Raw genomic sequence first — 6,039 nt, 5'->3', positions numbered from 1 at the left:
CCGACACGCCCCAAGACTTGAAGAGGCCCCCATGCTGGACAAGAGCCCACGCCCCGCCGCCGTCAATGTGCCCAACGACCTCGCTGCGCACTGGATGCCGTTCACCGCCAACCGGGCCTTCAAGAAAAACCCGCGGCTGCTCGCCGGCGCCAAGGACATGCACTACATCACCGTCGACGGCCGCAAGATCATCGACGCCGCCGCAGGCATGTGGTGCTGCAATGCCGGCCATGGCCGCACCCAGATTTCGTCGGCGATCGCCAAGCAGGCCGAGGCTTTGGATTATGCGCCGCCGTTCCAGTTCGGGATTCCGCAAGCCTTCGAGCTCGCCAGCCGCATCGCCGATCTGGCGCCCGCCGGCCTCGATCACGTGTTCTTCTGCAATTCAGGATCGGAAGCCGCCGACACCGCGCTCAAGATCGCGCTGGCCTATCACCAGACCCAGGGTCAGGGCACCCGCAGCCGCCTGATCGGGCGGGAGCGCGGCTATCACGGCGTCGGCTTCGGCGGCACATCCGTGGGCGGCATCGTCAACAACCGCAAGATGTTCGGCACGCTGCTCGCCGGCGTCGATCATCTGCCCCACACCTATGACCGCGACAAGCAGGCCTTCACCAAGGGCGAGCCGGAATATGGCGCGCATTTCGCCGACGAGCTGGAGCGGCTGGTCAACCTGCACGGCGCCTCGACCATCGCCGCCGTCATCGTCGAGCCGATGGCGGGATCCACCGGCGTGCTGCCGCCGCCGAAGGGCTATCTCAAGCGGCTGCGCGAGATCACCCAGAAGCACGGCATTCTCCTGATTTTCGACGAGGTCATCACCGGTTACGGCCGGCTCGGCTTTGCCTTCGCCGCGGAGCGTTACGGCGTGCTGCCGGATATGCTGACCTTCGCCAAGGGCATCACCAACGGCGCCGCCCCGATGGGCGGCGTGCTGGTGCGCGACACCATCCACGACGCCTTCATGAGCGGCCCGGAGCACATGGTGGAACTGACGCACGGCTACACCTATTCGGCGCATCCCATCGCCTGCGCCGCGGCGCTGGCGACGCTCGATATCTACCGCGACGAAAAGCTGTTCGAGCGGGCCAACAAGCTCGAGCCGAAATTCGCCGATGCCGTGATGTCGCTGAAGGGCGAGCCGAATGTCGTGGATATCCGCACCATCGGCCTGACCGCCGGCATCGATCTCGCGCCGCGCGCGGACGCTCCCGGCAAGCGCGGCTTCGACGCGCTGAACAGCGCGTTCCACGACAACGATTTGATGCTGCGCATCGCCGGCGACACGCTGGCGCTGACGCCGCCTTTGATCGTCACCGAGGACCAGATCGGCGAGATCGTCGGCAAGGTCGCCAAGATCATCCGCGCTGTGGCGTAAGGATCTTCTCACCCCTCCCCCCGCAAGCGCGCGGGGCGAGGAGTAGATCTCTGCCGCCCACCCCCGCGGAACATTCGAAACCAATCCACGTTCAATCACGACAGCGACGGTCGGCGTCGCTGCCGTGGAGGAATGCCGGATATGCCTTCGCTGTCGAACAGCTTGCTTCGCACGGGGCTCGCGCTCAAACTCAGCCAGATCAAGCTGGCGACGCGGTCTTATCTGCGCGACCGTACCCGTCAGACTACGGATACGGCCGCCTCCTACGCCGTCGCCGCCGGGCTTTTTGCCGCCGCGGGCGTCTTTCTGATCGCGGCCTGCCTGGTCGGCACGTCGGCGCTGTTTCGCTGGATCGAGATCCGATACGGACTGTTTCCGGCCTTCGGCGCCATCGGCGCGTTGCTGGTGCTGATTGCGGCGATCTGTGCCGCCATGGCCGCCGCAAGATTGAAGCGCCCGCCACCGCAGTTTCCATCGCTGACCAGCCGCCTGCGCGTCGCCATCAAGACCAATCCGGTCAAGCCCGATCAGATCGAGGCCGCCAGGGACACCGCCGAAGCGATCCTGCTGGCGCCACCGGCGCCAGCTCCCCGGCACGACCGACGGCCGAGAGCCGCGTTCGGCAACGATCGGGACAACGCGAGCATTCGGGCCGGCCTGATCCTGACGGCGACCTTGCTGGGCTGGGCGGCGCTAAGACGACGGCAGGTACGTCGACCGGAAGCCTGATGTCCGACCAAAGGTCCCAGCATCGCGACAACCTGCTGCTGATCGCGGTCACCAGCATTCTGATATTGACCGCGCAGAACTGGTTTCAAACAAGCCCGCCGCGAGACGCGAATCCCGACCACGCGGGTTCCGGGGCGCGGCGCGACGGCGGCCGGCGCCAAGGATCGCAGTCCGGCCATGGATGGCATGCCAGCAATCCCCTGCGGATTCCATGGGCCGGCTGGAAGGACATCCTGTGGCGCACCTATGTCAGGACCGGCGAAGACCGATTGCTGGCCACAGCCGCCGGCGTGGTGTTCTTCGGCCTGCTCGCGATATTTCCGGCGGTCACGGCGCTGGTCTCCTGCTACGGTCTGTTCGCCAGCCCGTCGACCATCGGCGCCAATCTGCAGACACTGGCGTTGATGCTGCCGGAGGGCTCGTTCCAGATCGTGCAGGACCAGATCGCCCGCGTGCTCGACAAGGGCGATGCCGCTTTGGGGGCAACGTTCCTGTTCGGCCTCGCTTTCGCGATCTGGAGCGCCAACGCCGGGGTCAAGGCGGTGATCGACGCCCTCAACGTCGTCTACGAGGAGCGTGAGAAGCGCGGCTTCTTCCGGCTGAACCTGCTTTCGCTGGCCTTCACAACCGGCGGCATTGCGGCCCTCCTGTTGATGGTGGGAGCGGTGGTGGCGCTGCCGCTGGCATTCGATCATCTGGGTCTCGAACCGGACAGCGAGACCATTGTCGCGCTGGCACGATGGCCATTGCTTTTCGCGGTTCTGGTGGCTGCGCTCGGCTTGCTCTACCGGTTCGGGCCGAGCCGGCGGCCGGCGCGCTGGCGGTGGCTGAGCGTCGGCGCCGTGACCGCCGCCGTACTTTGGATCGCGGGCTCCGCGCTCCTGTCTCTGTATCTGTCGCACTTCGGCAATTATAACGCGACCTATGGCTCGCTGGGCGCGGCGATCGGGCTGATGATGTGGATGTGGATGTCGGCCATCATCGTGCTGTGCGGCGCCGAGCTGAACTCGGAAATCGAGCGCCAGACCGCGCTCGACACCACGGTCGGCCCTCCCAGGCCGCTCGGCGTCCGCGACGCCGTCATGGCCGGCACGCCGGGACCGGCGGTTCCGGACGTATCGAAAGAACACTAGGTTTTCGAATCAACATTAATGCTAAGGTTGCAGCGCTTGAGGAAGCGCTGGCGGGCTTGTGCGGTGCGCGCTCTTGCCAGGGGACAAGGGGATGAGGGCCTTCCGCGCAACATGATCCGCATTTCCACGATTTTCATCGCCATCTGCATGGTGCTGGTCGCAGCATCCCTCGGCCTGGTCCTTTATTCGGTGGCCGGCATCAGCGGAACGGAATCCGCGATCGTGGCGCTCACCGCGCTGACCTTCCTGATTCTCTACAACGCGGTATCGATGCGGCTGCGCGATCGCACCGACGTCGGCAGCCAGATCGCTGACCTGTCGCGCGGCACCGCCGACCTCGCCCGTCAGGTCGCCGAATTCGGCCGCCGCCTCGCCGCCGTCGAGGGCAAGGTGGTGTCGGCGAATTCCGCCGGCGCTGACCGCATCCAGGCCGTGGCCGGCGAAATCAACGAGCTGGGAGCGCTGGTCAAGCAGCTCGCAGTATCTGTCGCAAGCCATGACGACATGCTGGCGGCCAGCGCGGCCGCCGCAACTGCCGAGCCTGCCGGCAAGCCCGCCGACGAACGGCAAGCGGAGCTGCCGTTGTCGTCGGGAGGGGCGCGGAACGCCGCGGCGCCGCCCGCGGCCCGGGCTCCCGTCGTCGCCAGCGAGCCCGCGCCCTCCCGCGGCCACGCGCAAATCCTCGCCGCGGTGAAGAGCGCCGTCGAGGAGAACCGGGTCGAGATCTATCTGCAGCCGATGGTGACCCTGCCGCAGCGCAAGGTGCGCTTCTACGAAGCGGTAACCCGGCTGCGCGACGACAAGGACCAGCTTCTCGCCGCCGACGATTTCATCGCGGTCGCCGAATCCGCCGGACTGATCGGGCGGATCGACAATATGGTGATGCTGAAATGCGTGCAGGTGCTGCGCCGGCTGATGGTGCGCAACAAGGACGTCGGCGTGTTCTGCAACGTCGCCGCGGCGACGCTCGGCAATCCCACCATCTTCGCGCAATGCCTGGATTTTCTCGAAGCCAACCGCGCGCTGGCATCGTCCTTCGTGCTCGAGTTCAAGCAGGCGACGTTCCGCAATCTCGGCCCGACCGAGACCGAGCATCTCGCGGCGCTGGCGCAGCGCGGCTTCCGCTTCTCGATCGATCACGTCACCGATCTCAGGATCGAGCCGCGCGAACTCGCCGACCGCGGCGTCCGCTTCATCAAGGTGCCGGCCGCGCTGCTGCTCGATCCGCGGCAGAACACGGCGTCCGACATCCATCCTTCCGACCTTTCCGACCTGCTCGGCCGCTTCGGCATCGACCTGATCGCCGAGCGGATCGAAGGCGAGCGCGCGGTGGTCGATCTGCTCGACTACGATGTGCGGTTCGGCCAGGGATTTCTGTTTGCGCCGCCCCGGCCGTTGCGGCCCGAGGGCGCATCTGCTACCGGCGGGGCCGCTCCCACCAAGGCGCAGGAATCCAATGGCTCCGCCAAGTCCGTTTCCGTCGACAACCCGGCTATCGATCCCCCGCGGACGACCGGCAATGCCGCGTTGGCGCGGCGCGTCGCCGGACCGGGCTGACCGGCCGTCCCGGTCATGACATCACTGCGATTTGTCGAGAGACTGCGCGACCTGGTCGGCGGCGTGGAAGTCGTGCTCTCCGATATCTGGGGCGTGGTGCATAACGGGCTGGAGGCGTTTCCGGAGGCCTGCGAGGCGCTGCATCATTTCCGCAGCCAGGGCGGCACCGTGATCCTGATCACCAACGCGCCGCGTCCCGCCGATTCGGTGCAGCGGCAATTGCGCAAGCTCGGCGTTGCCGACGAGATTTATGACGCCATCGTCAGTTCGGGCGACCTGACCCGGCATTTCGTCGCCAGCCACCCCGGCCGAAAAATGTACTGGATCGGCCCGGAGCGCGACAGTTCGATCCACCGCGGCCTCGATCCCGTATTCGCGCCGCTGGAGCAGGCCGACTACATCGTCTGCACCGGTCTGTTCGACGACGAAACCGAATCGGCCGAGGACTATCGCGCGATGATGCTGCAGGCCCGCGAGCGCAAGCTGACGCTGATCTGCGCCAATCCCGACATCGTCGTCGAACGCGGCGACCGGCTGATCTACTGCGCCGGCGCGATCGCCGAACTCTATCGCGAGCTCGGCGGCGAGGTGATCTTCTACGGCAAGCCGCACCGGCCGATCTACGAGCGCGCCATCGAGCTCGCGGCCGAGCGCCAGAACCATCCGATCGCGCTCAACCGCGTGCTGGCGATCGGGGATTCCGTGCGGACGGATCTGGCGGGCGCGCACGGATTCGGCGTCGACTGCCTGTTCGTGACCCGCGGCATCCACGCCGAGGAATTCGAGGGAATCGATCAGCTCGATCCCGCTTCGCTAAAGGAATTGTTCGGCCACCCGCCGCGGGCGCTGACGCGGGAGCTGCGGTGGTAGGCTTGCTTCTCCCGGCGCCGGGACGACACCGAGGGGGCGCTAATCGCGTGCTCGCCTGAGAGGGCCTTACGCGCTCACCGCATCGAAGACCGCGTCGATCTTGGTCTTCAGCGTCGCGGCGTTGAACGGCTTGACGATATAGTTGTTCACGCCGGCCTTCTTGGCGGCGATCACGTTCTCGGTCTTGGATTCCGCCGTGATCATGATGAACGGCGTGGTGGCGAGATTGGGATCGGCCCGGACCTCCCGGAGCAGGTCGTAGCCGGTCATCGGCTCCATGTTCCAGTCGGAGATCACCAGCCCGTATTTCTTGCCGCGCATCTTGTTCAGCGCCGCCGATCCGTCGCTGGCGTCGTCGATATTCTCGAAGCC

The 6,039-nt window shown here is 66.3% G+C and carries 6 protein-coding genes; 5 read left to right on the top strand and 1 reads right to left on the bottom strand.

From position 1 onward, the window contains the following. The first annotated feature begins 31 nt into the window (after window positions 1–31). The 5 genes from QZ213_RS23210 to QZ213_RS23190 all read left to right on the top strand — a co-directional run bounded on the left by QZ213_RS23210 (window position 32) and on the right by QZ213_RS23190 (window position 5,667). On the top strand, window positions 32–1,378 hold the full coding sequence (locus tag QZ213_RS23210) for an aspartate aminotransferase family protein (RefSeq protein ID WP_291688421.1): 1,347 nt from the start codon (window positions 32–34) through the stop codon (window positions 1,376–1,378). 141 nt (window positions 1,379–1,519) lie between these two features. Then, window positions 1,520–2,107: a phage holin family protein gene (locus QZ213_RS23205; protein WP_291688420.1), complete on the top strand. Its 588-nt coding sequence runs from the start codon at window positions 1,520–1,522 to the stop codon at window positions 2,105–2,107. Next, window positions 2,107–3,240, top strand: coding sequence for a YihY/virulence factor BrkB family protein (locus QZ213_RS23200; protein WP_291688419.1), 1,134 nt, complete (start codon window positions 2,107–2,109; stop codon window positions 3,238–3,240). Before QZ213_RS23205 ends, QZ213_RS23200 begins: the two co-directional genes overlap by 1 nt. Before the next feature lie 111 nt (window positions 3,241–3,351). Further along, window positions 3,352–4,797, top strand: coding sequence for an EAL domain-containing protein (locus tag QZ213_RS23195; protein ID WP_291688418.1), 1,446 nt, complete (start codon window positions 3,352–3,354; stop codon window positions 4,795–4,797). A 15-nt stretch (window positions 4,798–4,812) separates the two neighbouring features. After that, window positions 4,813–5,667, top strand: coding sequence for a TIGR01459 family HAD-type hydrolase (locus QZ213_RS23190; RefSeq protein ID WP_291688417.1), 855 nt, complete (start codon window positions 4,813–4,815; stop codon window positions 5,665–5,667). Between the two features lie 66 nt (window positions 5,668–5,733). On the opposite strand, the gene QZ213_RS23185 is transcribed toward QZ213_RS23190, so the two are convergent. Then, window positions 5,734–6,039, bottom strand: a 306-nt coding sequence (locus QZ213_RS23185; RefSeq protein ID WP_291688416.1) for a response regulator, incomplete at its 5' end; no start/stop codon positions are given.

The organism is Bradyrhizobium sp., assembly GCF_017881085.1.
GTDB lineage: Bacteria > Pseudomonadota > Alphaproteobacteria > Rhizobiales > Xanthobacteraceae > Bradyrhizobium.
Note: the sequence above shows the minus strand (reverse complement) of the source record. Positions and strands in the feature narration are given on the sequence as shown.

Excerpts from the sequence above, each read along its gene's own strand:
- QZ213_RS23210 (WP_291688421.1), top strand. The coding sequence starts at position 32 with ATGCTGGACAAGAGCCCACGCCCCGCCGCCGTCAATGTGCCCAACGAC.
- QZ213_RS23205 (WP_291688420.1), top strand. The coding sequence starts at position 1,520 with ATGCCTTCGCTGTCGAACAGCTTGCTTCGCACGGGGCTCGCGCTCAAA.
- QZ213_RS23200 (WP_291688419.1), top strand. The coding sequence starts at position 2,107 with ATGTCCGACCAAAGGTCCCAGCATCGCGACAACCTGCTGCTGATCGCG.
- QZ213_RS23195 (WP_291688418.1), top strand. The coding sequence starts at position 3,352 with ATGATCCGCATTTCCACGATTTTCATCGCCATCTGCATGGTGCTGGTC.
- QZ213_RS23190 (WP_291688417.1), top strand. The coding sequence starts at position 4,813 with ATGACATCACTGCGATTTGTCGAGAGACTGCGCGACCTGGTCGGCGGC.